Genomic DNA, 19,016 nt, shown 5'->3' on the forward strand with positions numbered 1-19,016 from the left:
AGCCAGCAGCCGTATCAGAAGTCGTATCCCAGGGTCAGGTAAGCAATTGGTTTGCTCACGACTTTATTTTCAAGCCCCCAGCCGTAATCGAACTTGGCAAAGTAACCGAACAGCACCGTCCGAACCCCCGCGCCGTACCCAATCAGGAACGGATTCTTGAAATTGGTAACCGTGGCACGGAACGGAATGGGCGGCCCCCCAACTACTTCGGTGTTCAACGAATTTTGCTGACTGAAGGGGCCTTTGCCCGCCCAGGCCGTGCCGATGTCGGTAAAGGCCACGAGCTGCAGGTTGCGCAGGAAGTTAGACGTGACATTGCCCCGGTACAGGTAACGCACCAGCGGCAGTCGCAGCTCGGCATTGAAGAGCATGTGGCTCGTGCCCGTCAGCTTGCCCTGCCGGAATCCACGCAGCGGAGCCGCAAAGTCGGTGAAGAAGATATTACGGTAGTCGTATGGAATCTGGTTCGGAATCTGGTTCGGAATCAGCAGGGGGTTGGCGGCAATCTGCTCCTTGATCGCTCCCGGCGAGCCAATCCAGTTATCCATGCCGCCCAGCGTGCTTTGCTTGGGCGATGGCCCGCCCGACTGGCTGATCGACAGGCGGGTAGCCAGCACCAGATCGCGGTGCAGGCGCTGGTAATGGCGCAGGTCGAGCGTGATACGCCGGAACCCTTCGTCGGCCGACCGCAGCCCGGCGTACTCCTCGAAACGGAGTTTGGCTTTGGTACCGACCAGCTGATTCATACCGCTCGACTTGGCGTTGTCGAACACGACCTCGGCCCGCAGCCCTGCAAAATCAGACGTACGGTCGGCTTCGCTAAACGAAGTCAGGTCGATCAGGCGCGTGATGGCATAGAAAGGCGATACGGTAAAGCGCGTCGTTACCGATATGGGGTACGATGCCGATACGCCGAATCGGTTATAGCGGTATTTCTGGGTAAGACCGGCCGCATCGACGAAGAGCGTTTGCCGGTCGACCCGCGCCCCAAAGTCGACCCGGTGTTTCAGGTTGGTGTATTCGGCAAACAGATCGCTGTTGCGTAGTGTCGTCGTAATAAAGAGGCCGGCCCGCAGCACGTGGTTTTCAAGCAGATCGGTCAGGGTTACGTCCTGCGAGTAGCCAAAGCCCCGAACCGGGTCGATGCGCCAGCTCGACGTGGCGTCGTTGATACCGAAAATCCCTTTGTAGGGGAATGGCCCGCGGATGGTGATGTTTTCGCGCCGGCGGCTGCGGGGCAGGGGTGCCTGCGCAGCTGCCGGCGCCGTAGCCGACCGGCGCTGCCGGGCTTCCACGGCTTTCAGCACATCGGCATCGAACTGATAATTATCGGTATCGACTTCACCGGGACCGAGTGCCAGCCGACCCGGCCCGACCGTAACAGCTGCGGGAGCCGTGGTGGCGCGGGCGGTATCGGTCCGGGCCACGGTATCGCGCCGGACAGCAATCGGGGTCTGCGCAGCCCGGATGGCCGCCTGCCGGGCCGCGGCCGACCGAAGCGAAGCTCCGCGTGGGGTTGGCACGGCCGATGTCGACTGGGTTAGATCGAGCTTCGACCGGAAGCCGATATACTCCTGTCCATTTTTTAGACTGCTGTAGACAAACGCGCCCGATTCTGGATTGAGGTCGTAGAGCCGGATGCTTTCAGCCAGGGTAGTCAGCTGACCAATTGATCCTGACTCGGTATTGAGCCGGTAGAGATTCCGGATACCAGCCTCGTCGTTCAGAAAATAGACAAGCTGTTCACCAGCCGGAATGGGCTGGGTGGCGTTGATCAGCGAATCGGTCAGGCGCGTAAGCGACCGGTCGCGCGCAGAACCTTCGTGGCTGAACAGGTTCATCCGGTCGCGGATGTCGCGGTACGTACCTTTGGTCACGCCGAGGGTATCGTCGGTACGGTTCGAGCTGAACACGATCTGCCGCGCCGTGCGCCCCACAAACTGGGGGTTCATGTCGTCGTAGAGATCGTTGGTGATCTGCTGGTAAGAACCCCGGTTGATACTGTACAGAAACAAATCGTTCTGACCCTGCCGGTCGGCACTTAGAATCAGGCTGCCGCCATCGTCCGAGGCATCGACCGATACGATCTGCGACAGGCCGTTGACCACCCGCCGGAACTGGCGCTTCGGTTTCTTCTCGAAACTGGCAAACTGATACATCAGGTTTTGCCCCCCTTCGTTGGTCAGCACAATCAGCTGATTGTCGCGCTGCCAGGCCAGCAGCGGGGTGCTGGTTCTGACGGGTTGCCCGTCGAGCCGGTAGCCCCCGGTCAGTACCGTTGTCTTTTTGCGGGTAGCCGTGTTCACGACCTCGACGCTGAACTTGCCATCGCGCACGGTCGAGTAGGCGATATACTGTTTGTCTTTGCTGAGTTTCAGACTGCGCAGGGCCATGCTGCCCTCATCGCCCGATACTTTCAGCTGGAAATCATCGCCCCCGCTGCGGTAGGCCTGCCCGACGGTGTTGGCCATCCCGGCATAATACTCGTTCCACTCGCGCAGAAACCGGCTGTAGGGAACCCCCAGTGTACTGGAGATGCTGCGCTGCTCGTTGCGGATGATGCGGGTCAGGTTCAGGATGTTCGACACGTTGTCACGGCCGTACCGCTGCACGATATAGTTCCAGATCGACTGCCCTACCCGTTCGGCTTCGGCACCAGCCAGCACCGATGGTTTCTTAACCGGGTGCGTCAGGGCCACGTCGCGCATGTAATCGTCGAGCTCGAGGCTGTTGCCATCGGCAATGTAAGCGGCAATACCCGGCATAAACCAGTCGGGCAGCGTCAGCAGCAGCGAGTTCTGCAGGGCGTCTTTCAGGCTGCCGCCGTAGAGCATGTCGTAGACGAAGAGCATGGCCACATCGCGAACGATCTGCCGCCGGAAGCTTACCTGGTCGCCGGTGAAAGCCAGTTCGATGCGCGACTTCGACAGGTCGAGTTCGCGGCTGCTCAGACCGCCCTGCGTGTTGAGCCCGATGTTGCTCTGGGCCAGCTCCTGCGGGGAGTTGAACAGAAAAATCTTAACGCGGTTGTAGGGCGTATAACCCAGCAGTTCAGTAATGCGATCAAACTCCGACTCGGCATACTGCGCGGTCAGGTTGGCCAGCTGGGCGCCATCCTGGTAGTGGTATATTTCAAAATTGGCCGTCCGGATGATTTTCCAGTCGAAGTTCCGGTACTGAATCCGGTTTTTTCCGAACCGTTCGAGCGACGGGTAATTTTGGGCCGCAGCCACGCCCAGCGTTCCCAGCCAAAGGCCAACCAGCAGAATGTAATGATTTCGCATACGACGAGAAAAACAGCAACTGTCGGGTTGATTGCCAACCGGTTAGCAGTTGATACCGCTTTGCCCGCCGGCCGGTTTGGCCCAACCGATTTCCGATAACGCTATTATAACGAAACGCAACGGCTAATATGCGCTTCCGAATCGATTTCTTCACCGTCGAGCAGGTGGCGCGCAAAGCCCTCGGCCAGGTAAGGCGAGAGCGATACGCCCTTGGTTCCCATACCGCCGAAGATACCCACCGACGGATGATCGGGATGCAGGCCGATAAAAGGGCGCCGGTCTTTGCTCGACGGCCGGATGCCCGCCTGTTGCCCCACCACCCGAAACGGCACCCGGAGCAGTGCCTGCGCTTTCGTCTCCAGAAACTGCCGGGCCTCATCGGTTGTTTGCCAGTCGAGGTCGTGCCAGCTGTAGGTAGCCCCGATCCGCACCAGACCGGGCCGCACGGGCAGCACAAATACGCCCTGATTGACAATGGCATCGACAGGATAATCGTCGATGAGCGCGGTTAAAATCTGCCCTTTTACAGGGTTGAACGGCAGCCAGTTCCAGAGCGGATTGGCGGCTGCCTGGGTACCGTCGCAGAAAATCACCTTTCCGAACCGCACGTCTTTCCAAATCACCGATGCCTCGTTGATCTTCAGTTCATCGAGCTGTACGGCCCCTTCGTAATACTGGTTCTTGCGGATAAAGTAGCCTTTGATGACCCGCACAAACTCCGTCAGGTCGACCCAGCCGGCCTGCGCCACGCTGAGCCCGCCGAAGGGATTATTGACGTAGGGGGCCAGAGCCGCATCGTCGGTGGTGAGGCCGATGTAGGGGCGGATAGCCGGGTCGTTCGTCAGGGCGAGGTAGTCGGCTTTTTCGGATGCTGACCGGAACGGACGGTAGATTGTTTTGGGATGGAAAAACTGTACGCCCAGCTGCGTTTCGACCGCGCTGTAAAACTGGTGCAGAAACGGAAACAGGTCGTCGGCTTTCCAGGTCCGAACGAGTTTGCGGCCCGTGAGCGGGTTAACGATGCCAGCCGCCACGCCCGAGGCCGAGGGCTGCCCCGGATCATCGGCCAGCAACACGGTAGCCCCCCGCTGGTCGAGGGTCCAGGCCAGTACCGACCCCGCCACGCCCTGCCCGACAATCAGATAGTCGATGGTCATGGATCAGCCTTTAACGGCTTTACGCTTCTCCTGCTGCTCGCGGTGCAGCTCGGCCAGCCGCCGGTCGGCCTGTTCGATCACCCACTCGACCTGCTCCTCGATGGTCATGTGCGACGTGTCGAGTTCGAGCGCATCGTCTGCTTTTACTAGTGGTCCTTCAGAGCGGGTGCTGTCGATTTTGTCGCGCTTCTCGAGGTTCTGAATAATATCTTCCAGGTTTACCAGTTCGTTTTTGGCCAGTAGTTCCTGCTGCCGCCGGCGGGCCCGCGTGTAGGTATCGGCACTCATAAACACCTTCAGCTCGGCATCCGGAAACACTTTGGTGCCCGTATCGCGGCCATCCATCACAACGCCCCGTTTGCGGCCCATCTTCTGCTGCTGCGCCACCATGGCCCAGCGCACTTCGGGAATGGCACTTACCTCACTGACAATGTTGGAGATATACATCTTCCGAATCTCATCCTCTACGTTCAGGCCGTTCAGGATGGTTTCGTTTTTGCCCAGCTTGGGGTTGTATTTAAAGGTGATATGAATTTTTTCGAGCGCGGCTTTTACTTCGATCGGGTTGGAGAGCGACACGTGCTCGCGCAGGAAATACAGACTCACGGCCCGGTACATGGCGCCGGTGTCGATATAGCCGTAGCCCATACGGGCGGCTACGGCTTTGGCCGTCGTACTTTTTCCGCAACTGGAATAGCCATCAAGGGCGATAACGATCTTCGGCATGAAACGGGGTCCGCCGAAGCGGCACTTAGTGACTTGATCAGACGAGTCGGGCAGCACCGGCCCAGGCATCACTGACGGGGCGAAATCCGGCGCGGCCGGCCGCCCGACCCGGCAAAAATAACCATAAAACGGGTGGATCGGCAAACCGACCACCTGCCTAAAGTGCCCGAAACTCGGCCCGCAGCAGGGCGTAGACGTGCTCGTCGAGGTACTGATTATTTTTTACGGCCGCTTTGCGGTGAATGGCTTCGTGCTGATAACCAGCCGACTCCAGCACCTTCATCGACCCCCTGTTACCCTCCAGCACGCAGGCAAACACCCGGTTGACCTGGAAATGCTCGAAGATGTATTTCGTCACCACGGGTACGGCCTGGCTCATGATACCCCGCCCCCAGAACGGCTCGCCCAGCCAGTAGCCGATTTCGGCGTTGTAGCGGTAGATGTCGTCTTTAACGGTAAACCCAACGTTACCCACCGCCTGCCCGTCGACCTCGACGGCAAAGTTGTTGGGCTGCTGATACGACTTGTTGGAACGCACCCACGACTGGGCATCGCGCGGGGTGTACGGATAGGGAAAGAAATCACGGACGTTGTTCCAGATCAGCCGGTTGCTGGCGTAGTGCGACAGTGACTCCTCATCGCCCTCACGCCAGGGACGCAGGCGACAGTTGGTGAGTTGAAACGTGATCAAGGGGCGATAAAAGCGGGTTTGGGTTTGCTAAAAGTAACCAGTGTTGCTGACAAATGTTGCTGGCTGGCTTCGGGAAAGGTTACGGAGGCCAGCCCTTTCCGGATTTTTCATCGGGCCGGAACCGGTATTCACACCGGCGCGGACGGACTTGGTCGGAAAAAGCGGGTGCCGGGCTACGGGCCGCCCTAGTTTTGACCCATCCTTCCAGCCACAATACCAGCCAGCCATGAAACCATTTCTACTCGTTCTGCTCCTGCTGCTCACGGTTCGCCCGCTCTGGTCTCAGTCGATGCTGACGGGCCGGGTCACCGATGAGCGTGGCCAGCCACTCCCCGGCGCCAACGTACTCATCCGGGGCACCTACGACGGCGGCTCGACCGACACCACCGGCGCTTTCCGTTTCAGCACCAGTCGCACCGACACCGCAACCCTGTTTGTCTCCTACGTCGGCTACGAGCCCGCCACGCGCCCGATTACCATTGGGCAGACCCCCGCCCTCACCATTCGCCTGCACGAACTGGCCAACGAACTGAACACGGTGGTTATTACAGCCGGGGCTTTCGAAGCCTCCGACGCCAAACGCATGACCATGCTCAAACCCATCGACATCGTAACTACGGCCGGCGCCGGTGCCGATATTACGGCGGCCATGAACCTGCTGCCCGGCACCCAGCGCGTGGGCGAACAGGAAGGCCTCTTTGTGCGGGGCGGTTCCAATGCCGAAGCCAAAGTAGTAATCGACGGCATGATTGTGCAGAATCCTTATTTCAGCGCCCTGCCCGACGTGCAGTCGCGGGGGCGGTTCCAGCCGTTTATGTTTCGGGGTACGTCGTTCAGCACGGGGGGCTATTCGGCCCAGTACGGCCAGGCGCTGTCGAGCGTACTGCTGCTCAATACCACCGACCTGGGCAGCAGCAATGGCCTGACCGTAAGCCTCAATCTGGCCAGCGCCGGCCTTACCTACGATCATACATCGGCCCGCTCGTCGGTATCGGCCACGGCCTACTACGGCAACCTTAAACCCCTGTTTGCCCTGGTTCCCCAAACCGTCGACTGGTTTCGGGTGCCCACCTACGGCGGCTCGTCGCTGACCTACCGGCTCAAACCCACCAAAAACGGGCTACTGAAACTCTACGGTATGTACAGCGACAGCCAACTGGGCATGAACGTCCGCGATCTGGCCAGCGAAACCGGCCGTATGGCGCTGCGCCAGCACAACCGCAACCTGTTTGTGACGAGCACCTACACCGATCAGTGGGCCGATGGCCGCTGGACCCTCAATGCCGGTTTGTCTTACAGCCGCGATACCGACCAGACCCGCTTCGACAGCCTTGATTTTGACCGCTCCAGCGAACGCCTGCAGGGCCGGCTGGTACTGAGCCGTCAGCTGGGCACGGGTACCCACGGCGCCGGTACCCTGCTGGCGGGGCTGGAAGCCCACTCGATTGGTCTGGGCAATACCGTATCGGGTCGGTCTTACCGCCTGCGCGACAACTACGGCGCCGTGTTTGTGGAATCGCAGCTTTACCTGAGCCGCCACCTGGCCGTACAAACCGGGCTTCGGGCCGAATACGCATCCAGTCTGCACCGCGCCAACCTGGCCCCCCGACTGTCGGTTGCCTACAAAACCGGGCGCTACAGCCAGATAGCCCTGGCCGCCGGGCAGTTTTACCAGACCCCCGATCACCGCTACCTGTACCGCAACACCAGCCTGACGTTTGAGCGGGCCGACCACCTGATTCTGAACTACCAGCGTATTTATAATAAACGCACATTCCGGATCGAGACATTCTACAAGAATTACGCGCAGCTGGTCCGCGAGTTTACGGCCCAGCCCGGCCAGCCCGAACCGTTCGACGCTAATCCGTACCGGTTTCCGTACGGCCAGACAACCAACAGCGGCTCCGGCTACGCCCGCGGATTCGATGTCTTCTGGCGCGATCAGCAGTCGGTCAACGGCCTCGACTACTGGATCACGTATAGCTACGTCGACACCAAACGGCTCTTTCAGCAGTACATTACCACCGCCACGCCCACCTTCATCGCCAACCATACCGTCAGCGTCATCACCAAACGTTATTTCGAACCCATCAAAACCAACCTGGGTCTGACCTACACCGTCAGCAGCGGCCGACCCTACTACAACCCCAACCGCCCCGCCAGCCAGTTTCTGACCGACCGCACGCCGGGTGTTCACAACGTCAGTTTCTCGGCCAGCCACATCACCAGCCTTAAAGGCAACCTGCTGGTTCTCTACGCCACCGTCGACAACCTGCTCAATACGCAGAACGTGTTTACCTACCGCTACACCGCCGATGGGCAGACCCGCTACGCCGTGGGGCCGCAGTCGTACCGCAGCTTCTTCGTAGGAGCCATGCTGATGCTGAACAAACGCGCCACCTTCGATCCGTCATCCCTGTAATCAATCAACCGACAAGCAATCCCCATCCCCTGTCAACTCCCATGAAAACCCTCCTCACCTCCCTCGTTGCAGCGCTGCTGAGCGCCGGCATGCCCGCCCTGGCCCAGCAGCCGGCCGAAAACCCCCAGTACGCGCAGGCCATGACCGACGCCCTGACCACCATGAACAACCGCCGGGGGCAGCCGGCCACCACCGACCTGCTGGCCTCGGCCAACCAGTTCGAGCGCATTGCCGGCGTCGAAACGGGGCAGTGGCTCCCCCGCTACTATGCCGCCCTCAACTACATTTACCTGGGTTTTATGGGCGCCGATGCTGCCAGCAAGGACCGCTACCTCGACCAGGCCGACCTGAACCTGAAAGCCGCCAGTGCTCTGGCGCCCAACAACGATGAACTGGCCGTGCTGAAAGCCTATGTAGCCCAGGCCCGGATGGTTGTCGACCCGATGAGCCGCTGGCAGCAGTACGGCCCCCTGTTTCAGGCCGGCATTCAGCAGGCTAAAACGCTCAACCCCGCCAACCCCCGCCCCTACGTGCTCGAAGGCTCGTCGCTGCTATATACGCCCGCGCAGTTTGGCGGTGGCACCGACAAAGCCTGTCCGGTACTGAAACAGGCTATGGAAAAATTGGCTACGTTTAAGCCCGCCAGTACCTTCGCACCGGCCTGGGGCAAACAGCAGATCGAGCCCATGCTCACCAAATGCAACTAGTTCTGGCTGGCGGGCTGGCCGCTACCGATGGCCAGCCACCCGCCCATGTCTTACCCCGTACGTTTCGCTGCCATGACCCGCGATCAACTTCTTCGTTCACTGGCCCGTAATGGCCAACAGGTACGCCTGCGGGGCTCCGACCTGCCCGGTTTCGATTTCAGCGGTATCGACCTGACCGGGGCCGACCTGAGCTTTTCAAACCTGCGGGGCGCCAATTTCCGGACGGCCATTCTGCACCGGGCCAACCTGAGCTTTGCCAAACTAAACGACGCCGATTTTGCCGATGCCGATCTGCGGGAGGCCAACCTCAGCTTCAGCCAGCTCGACAATGTAAACCTGACGGGCGCCCGGGTGCAGGGCGCTTCGTTCAACTTCTCGGGCGCCGGGGCCGATGCCCCCGCTCCCCCGCCCGATGCCCTGACCTTGACCAACCTGCTCCGCCAACCGGTATGGGGCGTTATGCTGGGCTCGCTGATGGGGGCGCTGCTGGTTTACGGCATCAGCGGCATCGTGTATTTCACCAACCTCATTGCCACCACCACCGATCCACTCATTGCGGGTCTGTACCGATTCATTATCGTGCAGAATGTGGTCGATGGTGTGGTTAGTTTTCTGATTGCCTGGGGGCTGTCGGGCTGGCTGGCCCGGCGGTTCAGCAGCGTCTGGAAACGACATCTGATTGTCAGTATCTGCGTTATAGCCAGCTTCCTGCTGATTAATTCGGGCCTGTATATGACGATGGCCCGCACCATCATCGACGCGCTGTCCAGGCGGCCGGGTACCGGCAGCGACAGCGGCCCCTGGTATGTATACGTGCTGGGCGATATACTGGTAGCCAACCTGTTTCTGTATGTGCTGCAGCAGGGCCGGCAGCTAACGCGTAAGCTGTCGGATCAGGAGGTGCAGCTGCTGAACCTCGAAAAACTGAAAACCCGCGCCGAACTCGATGCGCTGCAGGCCAAGATCAACCCCCACTTTCTCTACAATTCGCTCAACAGCATTGCCAGCCTGGTACACGACGACCCCGACCGGGCCGAGGAAATGACGCTGCTGCTCTCGAAGCTGTTCCGGCATTCGACGGGGCGGGCGGGCGAGCTGTTTGCCTCCCTCGCCGACGAACTCGACATGGTCAGAACGTATCTTCAGGTCGAACAGGTGCGGTTTGGCAGCCGGCTCTCGTTCGAAATCGACGTGGCCAACCCCGACCTGCTCAGTCTGCAGGTACCGCAGTTTCTGCTCCAGCCCATCGTCGAAAACGCTATCAAACACGGTATCAGCAAACGCGCCGATGCTGGCCGGATCGACATCCGGATCTACGAAAACGAAGGCCAGCTATCGCTTTGTGTGCACGACAATGGCCCCGACTTTTCGACAAACATGAACGGCGGCTACGGCCTGCGCAGCATTCAGGATAAACTCCGGCTGCTGTATGGCGATGAAGCCGCCATCGACTTTCAGAATACACCCATCAAACAGGTCGTACTTACCCTGAATCTGGCCCGGATTCGGCAGAACGGCCCGTTTCACACGACCCAACCCCAATGAATTTCCCGCTGCAAACCCTGCTCATCGACGATGAACCGCTGGCCATCAGCCGCCTGCGCCGACTGCTTACCAAACACGCCGATACCTTCGACATAATCGGCGAAGCCAGCAACGGCGCCGAAGGCCTCTCGCTGATCGAAGCCCGCCAGCCCGACGTTATTTTTCTGGATATAGAAATGCCGCTGCTCAATGGATTCGACATGCTCAGCCGCCTGACCCGGATGCCGCTGGTAGTATTTGCCACGGCCTTCGATCAGTACGCCATTCGGGCCTTCGAAGAAAACTCGATCGATTACCTGCTCAAACCTATCGAAGCGGAACGACTGGCCCGTACGGCCCAGAAAATCAGAGTACTGGTCGAGCGTTCCGACAGCACTGCCCCCGTTGGCTCGCAGCTCTCGACCGAGAATCTGGCGCGGCTGCTGGCTCAGATGCAGCCCAAAAAAGAAGTGCACTCGATCTCGGTGAAAACGGGTGACAAGATTCGGCTGATTCCGCTGGCCGACGTGGCCTTTTTCGAAGCCGAAGACAAATACGTCTTTCTCTCGACCACCGACGGTCAGAAATTTCTGACCAGCTATACACTCACCAGCCTGGCCGACAAACTACCCGACACTTTTGTGCGCATCAGCCGGTCGGCGCTCGTCAACCGGCACAAAATAAGCGAAGCCCATCGCCACTTCGATGGCAAATACCGCCTGGTGCTGACCGATAAAAAAGCCAGCCAGCTGACCACCGGCAGCACCTACGGCGACGCCGTTCGGCAACTGCTCGATCTGTAATCAACCTCCCACCGGCTCCAGAAACGGCTAATCGACAGTCAGCCTGTTACTATTTGAAAATAACCATGTCTAACAAATAACCCTCTCTTGAAAAGACACTAACTACAGATTAAACACGGAGTTCTGCCGGTCGTTTATGGAATTATCTGCGCTTACCCATCAGGAAGATTGCCAGCAGGATAGTATCCATGCCGCCCATACGACTCCCTCACCGTTCTTTCAGTCGATAATCGATCAGCTGCCCCCGGGCCGGCTGCTGCTGGTCACCGAAAGCCAGCTCGGGTGCGCCCTGTATGCAGCCTGTCGGGGGTGGCAGGTTACGCTGCTCGACTACGGCAACCAACTGGCCAGCCAAACGCGGGAACAGGCCACGGCGCTGAACCTGTCGGTCGACTACCGGGCGGTACTGCTCGAAACCTTCGACGCCCCCCCGGCCGCCTTCGATCTGGTGGCGCTGCTTTTCGCCCACATGCCCCCCATTCTTCGGCAGCGCGTTCACCGGAATGCCGTGGAGTGGGTGCGGCCGGCGGGGCATCTGTTGCTCGAAGCGTTTCACAAACGGCAGCTGGGTAGGCCAACGGGCGGGCCGCGTGAGCAGGCCTGCCTGTATTCGGTCCCCGAACTGGCGGTCGATTTCCGGCCCATGCAGCTGCTGCTGGCCCGCGATCAGATCGAACAGCTGGCGTCGGGTCCTTACCCGGCCGGTGAAGCCGCCCTGGTGCAGCTGATTGCCCGTCAGTCCTGACTATACACTCCTTCCATTCACGCGCGAGAGCCAGTCGGACCGACTGGCTTTTTTTTGCGCGCCGGGTACGATGCGGCACGGCACCGGCAAATAGCCCGAATATGTACTTTTGTGGTATGAGCAAGAAATCGCGCGCCAGCGGGGTCGTTTACTCCACCGACCCCAGCTTTGCCTACCAGACCGACGAGACGCCCCAGGCCGACACCCTGCCACCCGCGCAGCAGCAGCTGAAAATCTGGCTGGTGAAACTGGGTGGCAACAAAGTGGTGACGGCCGTGCGCGGCTTCATCGGCACCGATGCCGACCTGGCCGATCTGGGCAAACAATTGAAAGCCGCCTGCGGGGCCGGCGGCTCGGTAAAAGACGCCGAAATCCTGATTCAGGGCGACCACCGCGATAAGGTGCTGGCGTGGCTCACGGCCAAACAGTACAAGGCCAAAAAAGCCGGCGGCTGATCCGGCCCCGTGCAGGGTATCCGAATCAGCCGCCGGGCCGCTGGACTGGTCAGGTGCGCTCTATTCGATGCCGCCCATCCACTTGCGGAGTTTGCCCGAGAACAGGAATAGCAGGACACCAAAGCCCAGGCTGAAAAAGACGACGTTCAGAAACAGCTGCGGCATCTGCGCTACATTTTTCTCGTCGAAACCGCCCGCAAACAAACCGGCGATGAGGTTACCCAGCGATGAGCCGACGAACCACAGCCCCATGAGCTGACTGGCATACCGTTTTGGCGCCAGTTTGGAAAACGAACTCAGCCCAACCGGACTCAGAAACAACTCGGCCAGCGTAAACAGCAGGTAGGTTCCGCCCAGATACAGAGGGGATGTCTGCCCACCGGCCACGGCAATACGGGCGGCAAAGACCATGACCACATAGGCCAGACCGAGTAAAATCAGGCTCGTAGCCATCTTGGCCGGCACGCTGTAGTTCAGCTTGCGGTTGGCAATAAACACCCAGAGTGACGCCAGCACGGGCGAAAAAATCACGATGAAGGCGGGGTTCAGATTCTGAAACCAGCTGGAAGGCATCTGCCAGCCCAGAAACGTCAGATTGGTGTAGCGGTCGGCAAAAATCTGCAGCGATGAGCCCTGCTGCTCATTGCCGGCCCAGTAGGCCGCCGAGGCCAGAAAGAAAACGAACAGCACCACGACCCGTTTTTTCTCGACCGGGTCGAGTCCGCCGGCCAGCAGGATGTAGAGAAAGTAACTAACGGCGATCAGCGAAATGATGCCGCCCATGGCCTGCGCCAGTCCCTGCGCGGTGGTCAGGTCGAGTACACCCGTCAGCTGCAGTACCACAAAAACAGCCACCAGACCCACCAGGAAGCCAATCAGCGACCGGCTGCCGCCCGAGGAGGTCGGCTCCGTTGCCGCAGCTTTGCGGGGGCTGTTGCCCAGGTGGCTCAGGTGTTTCTGGCCCAGCAGCCGGAAGGTGATCAGGCCAAGCCCCATCCCAACAGCGGCCGCGCCGAAACCGTAGTGCCAGCCCACTTTCTGACCCAGATACCCGACAATGGTGATACCCAGAAACGAGCCAATGTTGATACCCATGTAGAAGATCGAAAAGGCCGCGTCGCGCCGGGCCCCGCCTTCGGGATACAGCTCACCCACGAGCGTGCTGATGTTGGGTTTGAGCAGGCCCGTGCCCAGGGCTACCACACACAGACCCAGGTAGAACAGGGCCGCCCCCGCCGGAAACGCCAGAATGATGTGGCCCAGCATAATGATAAGCCCGCCGTACCAGATCGACTTGCGCTGCCCCAGCAGGTTATCGGCGATCCAGCCGCCGGGCAGCGACAACAGGTAGACTGATGCCGTATAAATGCCGTAGATGGCGGCTCCTTCGGCTTCGTTCAGCCCCATCCCGCCCCGTATGTTGTCGATCAGAAACAGCAGCAGAATAGCCCGCATGCCGTAGTAGCTGAACCGTTCCCACATCTCGGTAAAAAACAGGACGTAAAGGCCCCGGGGATGGCCGGTGCGGGCTGCCGGTTGAGCAAGTGTTGATTCCATGTAGTGTTATCGTTTAGCTAGGTTTTGATGGTTTGATTGTTGATGATTCGGTTGGTTTAGCAACGCCCGATCGTGGCAAAATACCCGGCGGCCCGATTGGCCGAAACGGGTTTCTGAGCACAGACCAACAAAAGATAATTTGGCGGTTTTACCAAAACAGAACGGTAAAGATACCGACGCCGTACCAAACCGGCAACTAACTTGCAGCACCCAACCGACACCCGCTATGCTGCTGCCGATCGACTTTAGCCACGACCCTTACCTGATTCTCGACTTTTCGGCCGCCAATCCAGACCTGGCCCCCGACCGCAATCCCCCGCTTGACCTGACCAACACGGCCGCTTTCAGCCGGTATGTATTTGGCCAGCTGCGCCACGCCGGCGCGGTGGTAGGCGTGGGGGGCTACAATGAGCACCGGGTCATTTATCGGCGCAGCCCCCACTTTCAGCAGGTGGCCGAAACCAGCCAGACCGGGCCGCGCGAAATTCACCTCGGCATCGACCTGTGGGCCGAGGCCGGCATGCCCGTGCTGGCCCCGCTGGATGGGGTCGTGCACAGCTTTCAGAACAACGCCGGCTTCGGCGACTACGGTCCTACCATTATTCTGGAACACCGGATCGACGGCAAACCGCTCTACAGCCTGTACGGCCACCTATCGCTGGCGTCGCTCGAGGGCCTGTACGAGGGGAAGGTTTATCGGGCTGGCGACCCCCTCGCAGCGCTTGGCCCCTACCCCGAAAACGGCGACTGGCCCCCGCACCTGCATTTTCAGCTGATGACCGATCTACTCGGCCGCCGGGGCGATTTTCCGGGCGTATGCGCCGTGGCCGACCGGGCCTTTTTTCTATCGATCTGCCCCGACCCCAACACCCTGCTCCAGATTCCAGGCCTATGAACCGGCCGGCAGCAGGTCGACGTACCAGAAGCCCCGCGTAACGGGCCGCTCAGCGGGCATATCCACGCCGGACGTGTCCACGCCGGTCGTATCCACGCCGGTCGGTATGTCGAGCGGTTTATAAACCACCTCGCCCCGGGTAAGGGCCACCGGCCGGGTAAAAATGGGGCCGTCGTAGCAGAACGTGTGGTACTCGCCGTTTTCGCCACAGGGGTCGACGCCGGCCGGTAGCCGCCCGGCAAACGTCGCGTCGATCTCGGCGCCAACCCAGTCGCGCCCCAGCCAGGCATCGTTGGTGCAGCAGAGCACCGTTCGGAAACCCTGCGCCACAAAGTCGGCAATCAGGGCGTGCGTGTTCTGCTGCCAGAGCGGAAAAACGGCGGTCATACCCAGCGGGGCCAGGCTGGCCTCGCGGTACCGGCGCAGGTCTTCCAGAAAAATATCGCCGTAGATCACCGTTTCGATGCCCTCGGCCCTGGCGGTTTCGAGGGCCTGCTGCATGGCCCGTTCGTAGCCTTCGTAGGTGCTGTCGGTCACCCGGGCCGTGAGCAAGGGCAGTCCAAGAGCCATTGCCTGCTCGCGGAGCAGGGCTTCCCGAACGCCGTGCATGGAAATGCGCGCCAGGGCGTCATTGACCGTAGTGAGCAGGTACCGCACTTCGTACGCACCTGCCTGCTGCACACGATGGAGGGCCAGGGCCGAATCTTTGCCGCCACTCCAGCAGAAAACCGCCGTTGGTTTGGTCATCGGTGTCATGCCCTGGGTTGCAGTAAATCCCAGCGGTTCCCGTAGAGATCGGCAAACACGGCCACCGTGCCGTAGGCCTCCTCCACGGGCTCGCGCACAAACTGAACCCCCTGCGCCTGCATGGCCTGGTAGTCGCGCCAGAAATCGTCGGTGTACAGAAACAGCCAGACCCGGCCGCCCCCCTGGTTGCCAATCAGCTTCCGCTGCTCGTCGCCGTCGGCTTTGGCCAGCAGCAGGGCTGTGCCGGTGCTGTTGGGGGGCGCCACCCGCACCCAGCGCTTGGTATCGCTCAGGCGCGTGTCTTCGAGCAGCGTAAAGCGCAGCTGCCGGGTGTAAAACGCGATGGCGTCGTCATAATCGCCGACCAGCAGCGATACATGGGCAATGGTTTGGTTCATTGGCGTATGCAGATTGTGTGCAGCTGCCTCTGCCGGCGGAGCGGGTGGGACAGCTCCGCGAAGGTACACCGGAAGCCCCGATTCCGGACAGCAGTGCCGGTCCGGCTGCGCGACGACCCGCTCCCACCCGACGCCTAATCACCTGATCGACAGTCCGCCAGCTGGTCGGTTGTATCCCGAACACAACGTCGACGCTACCCGACCGACGCGTGGTCGGATACGCCGGTTGGCGCACCCGAAACGGTCCGATGTCCCCCGACCGGCAATAAGTCACTGGTGGTCAACTTTATACCCCATCTGTCGGCAGGATTCATGGTGAAACCATTGGCGTCGGCGCCCTGTTGACAGCCTATGCGCACCCTGGGTTTGGCGGCCCGGCTGTATCGGCTCTACGGTATTACCGAACCGCCCGGCCGATACCGCTCTCCCGCCCGGTGCGCTGGCCCGGACCACTGGCGCCGTACCAGCCGCCCGGCAAGCCTGTTTTTTGATATGGGCACCGCCCCTGGCCAACCCGCTCCCGTTTGGGGGCCGACGGGCCGGAGACAGCCCGGTTACGGATTATGCATTCACTATGGAATCACTGTACGAAACCACATCGGTCGAGAAGCCAATCTTGTTTCGCCTGTCGTTTCGACCGTTTGTCGACTACCTGACCAACCGGCGACGCGACACTACCTCCCCGGCACTGGCCGACTTCTACAACAACCTGATCAATGAGTTTGCCCCGGCTGTACTGGTCGAGAATCCGGCCAGTACCCTGGCGCCGGAGCGGCTGGGCGAGCTGTTCGAACTGGCCACACTGGCCGTGCTGCCGCTCGTCAGCACCACCGATGCCACGCCCTATGCCTTCGGCCTGCCGGCCCCGGTGGTGCTGTATCATCAGTCGGCGGCTTTTGCCCAGCTTACCCAGCAATACCCCGACCTGCTCGATCAGGTACCCGATATCGACAGCCGTATCGAGCGCTACCGGTTCGTGTACCGGGTTATTCTGGAGAAATGCTATCGGGTAGCCATGCCCAGCCAGACACTGCCGTCGATGCGGTTTCAGCGCGAACAGCAGGGCCTGATCCGGTATTACCGCATCGACATCAACCTGTCGTTTGTCGATGCCCTGCCCGGCCCTACGCTGCCCCCGCTGCAACAGGCCTGGATCGACTTCGCCAACGGCGACAGCTACGCCCTGCCGGCCGAGCCGCTGCCCATCCACACCTTCCACTTCGAAGGATTTTCGTTTTTTCGGATCGAAGACATCACCGAATCCGAAACCATTCAGCAGCTGCAGGACGTGTTTGCCCACCTGCAGTCGGACACGGAAACGGCGATCGATCATCGCTTCGAAACGGCCCTGCGCAACCTCTGCGGGCAGCCCGACCTGCAGATTCACATTGTGCCGCTGCCGCAGGTCAACGGCACCTACGTGCAGCACCCCGACCGGCGCAAACGCAGTTTGTTTCTGCGCCACGCCGGACAGCAGGCCGCCCCCCGCCCCGACGAACTGACGGTGGAGCCGGTTCTGAAAAAATTCATGCAGCACCCCATTCCCTACCTGTTTCCGAACCTCGACGGACTGTCGGAGACCAACCGGCTGACGCTGACCGAACAGGGAATTCAGGGCTTTCTGCTTTACCCGATTGCCTCGGTCAACACGCTGCTGGGCGTGCTGGAAATCAGCAGTCCCCGGCCCGATGTGCTCGACGAAACCATCCTGAAAAAGCTTGAACACGTCCTGCCGCTTATTCAGGAGTTACTGCGGTACCAGCTCCACCAGTTTCGGGAGCGGCTGGAACGGCTCATCAAAAAACAGTTTACCCCCCTGCAGCCCGCCGTGGCCTGGAAATTCTACGACGTGGCCTGGGCACTGATGCGCCGGGGCGACGGCCCCATAACCGATACAAACACGGCCCGGGTGGCGTTCGGACAGCTTTTCCCGTTCTACGGCGCCATCGACATCCGCGACTCGTCGGTCGAGCGGTACCGGGCCGTGCATCAGGACCTGTCCGACCAGCTGACGGCGGTCGATGTGTTGCTGGGCCAGTTGGCCGGCGCAGGCAGCCCGCCGGGCCTGACCGCGCTGCACGAGCAGGTTCGACACTGGCAGACACGGCTCCGGACGGGGCTCCGGGCCGACGACGAACAGGATATCGACCGGTTTTTAGGGCAGGAGGTGCATCCGTTCTGCCGCCGGCTAACGGTCAACGATCAGTCGGCCTGGGATGCCGCCCTGCAGCAGTATCTCAGCCAGACCGACCCGCATTCGGGCCGGTTCAACCGCGCCCTGCAAGCCTTCGATCGCAGCATCAGCTGGATCAATGCCACCCTCAACGATTACCTCAGCCAGGAAGAAGCCGGCCTGCAGGCCATCTACCCCCATTACGCCGAACGCTACCGGACCGACGGCCTCGACTACACGCTCTACGCGGGGCAGTCGATAGCCCCCAATCAGCCCTTTACGGGCAGCCACCGCCGGCAGTTTGCCGAGTGGCAGGTCCGGTCGATGGTTACGCTGGCGCGGCTCACCCACCGGCTGCTGCCCCTGCTGCCCCTGCCGCTACGCACCACCCAGCTCATTCTGGCCCACGGATACCCGGTCGACATCAGTTTTCGGCACGACGAGCACCGGTTCGATGTCGACGGCTCGTACAGCATCCGCTACGAAGTGCTCAAAAAACGCATCGACAAGGCCTACGTAGCCGGTACAGACCAGCGCCTTACCCAACCCGACAGGCTGGCGGTGGTATACAGCCACCGGGGCGAGCTGACTGACTATCTGCCCGTTATTGCAGACCTGCAGGCACAGGGGCTGCTCGAACCCGACCTGACCTACGTAGACCTGGCTCCCCTGCAGGGCCTTACCAATCTGAAAGCGCTGCACGTTTCGATCCGGTATGCCGACTGATTACCC

15 protein-coding genes are annotated in these 19,016 nt (G+C 60.6%); 8 read left to right on the top strand and 7 right to left on the bottom strand.

Annotation, left to right across the window (positions count from 1 at the left end; translation table 11 throughout):
• Positions 1-14: 14 nt before the first annotated feature.
• The 4 genes from ACYVAC_RS03875 to ACYVAC_RS03890 all read right to left on the bottom strand — a co-directional run bounded on the left by ACYVAC_RS03875 (position 15) and on the right by ACYVAC_RS03890 (position 5,858).
• On the bottom strand, positions 15-3,284 hold the full coding sequence (locus ACYVAC_RS03875) for a hypothetical protein (RefSeq protein WP_461096258.1): 3,270 nt from the start codon (positions 3,282-3,284) through the stop codon (positions 15-17).
• 104 nt (positions 3,285-3,388) lie between these two features.
• Complete coding sequence (locus tag ACYVAC_RS03880; RefSeq protein WP_461096259.1) at positions 3,389-4,441, bottom strand: NAD(P)/FAD-dependent oxidoreductase; 1,053 nt, start codon at positions 4,439-4,441, stop codon at positions 3,389-3,391.
• 3 nt (positions 4,442-4,444) lie between these two features.
• On the bottom strand, positions 4,445-5,167 hold the full coding sequence (cmk, locus tag ACYVAC_RS03885; RefSeq protein WP_461096260.1) for a (d)CMP kinase: 723 nt from the start codon (positions 5,165-5,167) through the stop codon (positions 4,445-4,447).
• A 157-nt stretch (positions 5,168-5,324) separates the two neighbouring features.
• Positions 5,325-5,858, bottom strand: coding sequence for a GNAT family N-acetyltransferase (locus ACYVAC_RS03890; protein WP_461096261.1), 534 nt, complete (start codon positions 5,856-5,858; stop codon positions 5,325-5,327).
• Between the two features lie 226 nt (positions 5,859-6,084).
• Between ACYVAC_RS03890 and ACYVAC_RS03895 the strand changes: the two genes are divergently transcribed.
• The 6 genes from ACYVAC_RS03895 to ACYVAC_RS03920 all read left to right on the top strand — a co-directional run bounded on the left by ACYVAC_RS03895 (position 6,085) and on the right by ACYVAC_RS03920 (position 12,514).
• The gene (locus ACYVAC_RS03895) at positions 6,085-8,280 is read left to right on the top strand and encodes a TonB-dependent receptor (protein WP_461096263.1); all 2,196 of its coding nucleotides are present in this window, start codon (positions 6,085-6,087) and stop codon (positions 8,278-8,280) included.
• Between the two features lie 41 nt (positions 8,281-8,321).
• On the top strand, positions 8,322-8,987 hold the full coding sequence (locus tag ACYVAC_RS03900; RefSeq protein ID WP_461096264.1) for a hypothetical protein: 666 nt from the start codon (positions 8,322-8,324) through the stop codon (positions 8,985-8,987).
• A 72-nt stretch (positions 8,988-9,059) separates the two neighbouring features.
• Positions 9,060-10,532 (top strand): histidine kinase, encoded by a 1,473-nt coding sequence (locus ACYVAC_RS03905; RefSeq protein ID WP_461096265.1) that lies wholly within the window; start codon positions 9,060-9,062, stop codon positions 10,530-10,532.
• Positions 10,529-11,314 carry a LytR/AlgR family response regulator transcription factor gene (locus ACYVAC_RS03910; protein ID WP_461096266.1) on the top strand — a complete coding sequence of 262 codons (786 nt, stop codon included), beginning with the start codon at positions 10,529-10,531 and terminating at the stop codon, positions 11,312-11,314. Before ACYVAC_RS03905 ends, ACYVAC_RS03910 begins: the two co-directional genes overlap by 4 nt.
• A 136-nt stretch (positions 11,315-11,450) precedes the next feature.
• Positions 11,451-12,059: a class I SAM-dependent methyltransferase gene (locus ACYVAC_RS03915; protein ID WP_461096267.1), complete on the top strand. Its 609-nt coding sequence runs from the start codon at positions 11,451-11,453 to the stop codon at positions 12,057-12,059.
• 116 nt (positions 12,060-12,175) lie between these two features.
• Positions 12,176-12,514, top strand: coding sequence for a translation initiation factor (locus ACYVAC_RS03920; protein ID WP_461096268.1), 339 nt, complete (start codon positions 12,176-12,178; stop codon positions 12,512-12,514).
• Positions 12,515-12,574: 60 nt separating this feature from the next.
• Here ACYVAC_RS03920 and ACYVAC_RS03925 read toward each other — a convergent pair whose 3' ends face one another.
• On the bottom strand, positions 12,575-14,071 hold the full coding sequence (locus ACYVAC_RS03925) for a peptide MFS transporter (RefSeq protein ID WP_461096269.1): 1,497 nt from the start codon (positions 14,069-14,071) through the stop codon (positions 12,575-12,577).
• A 226-nt stretch (positions 14,072-14,297) separates the two neighbouring features.
• On the opposite strand from ACYVAC_RS03925, the gene ACYVAC_RS03930 reads away from it, so the two are divergent.
• On the top strand, positions 14,298-14,966 hold the full coding sequence (locus ACYVAC_RS03930) for a peptidoglycan DD-metalloendopeptidase family protein (RefSeq protein WP_461096270.1): 669 nt from the start codon (positions 14,298-14,300) through the stop codon (positions 14,964-14,966).
• Here ACYVAC_RS03930 and ACYVAC_RS03935 read toward each other — a convergent pair.
• Positions 14,961-15,713, bottom strand: coding sequence for a Dph6-related ATP pyrophosphatase (locus ACYVAC_RS03935; protein ID WP_461096271.1), 753 nt, complete (start codon positions 15,711-15,713; stop codon positions 14,961-14,963). The genes ACYVAC_RS03930 and ACYVAC_RS03935 overlap by 6 nt on opposite strands.
• Positions 15,714-15,718: 5 nt before the next feature.
• A complete protein-coding gene (locus ACYVAC_RS03940) occupies positions 15,719-16,111 on the bottom strand; it encodes a VOC family protein (RefSeq protein ID WP_461096272.1) in 393 nt (130 codons plus the stop codon).
• A gap of 574 nt (positions 16,112-16,685) precedes the next feature.
• Here ACYVAC_RS03940 and ACYVAC_RS03945 point away from each other — a divergent pair.
• Complete coding sequence (locus ACYVAC_RS03945; protein ID WP_461096273.1) at positions 16,686-19,010, top strand: hypothetical protein; 2,325 nt, start codon at positions 16,686-16,688, stop codon at positions 19,008-19,010.
• The last annotated feature ends 6 nt before the right edge of the window (positions 19,011-19,016 follow it).

This window comes from Spirosoma luteolum (assembly GCF_054778875.1).